This is a genomic window from Vibrio sp. 10N.222.52.B12 (genome assembly GCF_002875385.1).
Taxonomy (GTDB): domain Bacteria; phylum Pseudomonadota; class Gammaproteobacteria; order Enterobacterales; family Vibrionaceae; genus Vibrio; species Vibrio jasicida.
The window spans coordinates 1-265 of the sequence record NZ_MDAW01000053.1; the positions used below are offsets into that span (position 1 = coordinate 1).

The 265-nt window shown below is 55.1% G+C and carries 1 pseudogene; it reads right to left on the bottom strand.

The features are described from left to right. A pseudogene (locus BCT11_RS03485) lies at nucleotides 1–265 on the bottom strand (hypothetical protein); the annotation flags it as partial.

Below are 265 nucleotides of genomic sequence, written 5' to 3' on the forward strand. Positions count from 1 at the left end.
CTTTGCTAGAAGTGAATGCCTCACCGGCATTGCCCGTTGCATCATTAAAGCCTTGCAACGTTAACGCCACACTCTTCACTGAATCCGCAACCGACGCGACTTCTGCTGTACCCACCCATTGGGTTTGAGTACCCGATTGTGCTGTCCAGTTGATCGCCGCTGTACCCAGCGTTGAACCTGTCGGTGTGGTAACGCCTTTGTCGAACGTGGCTGTGACGGTCACGCTCTCACCCGCCGCTGCGTACGTTGGGTTAATCGACGTTTG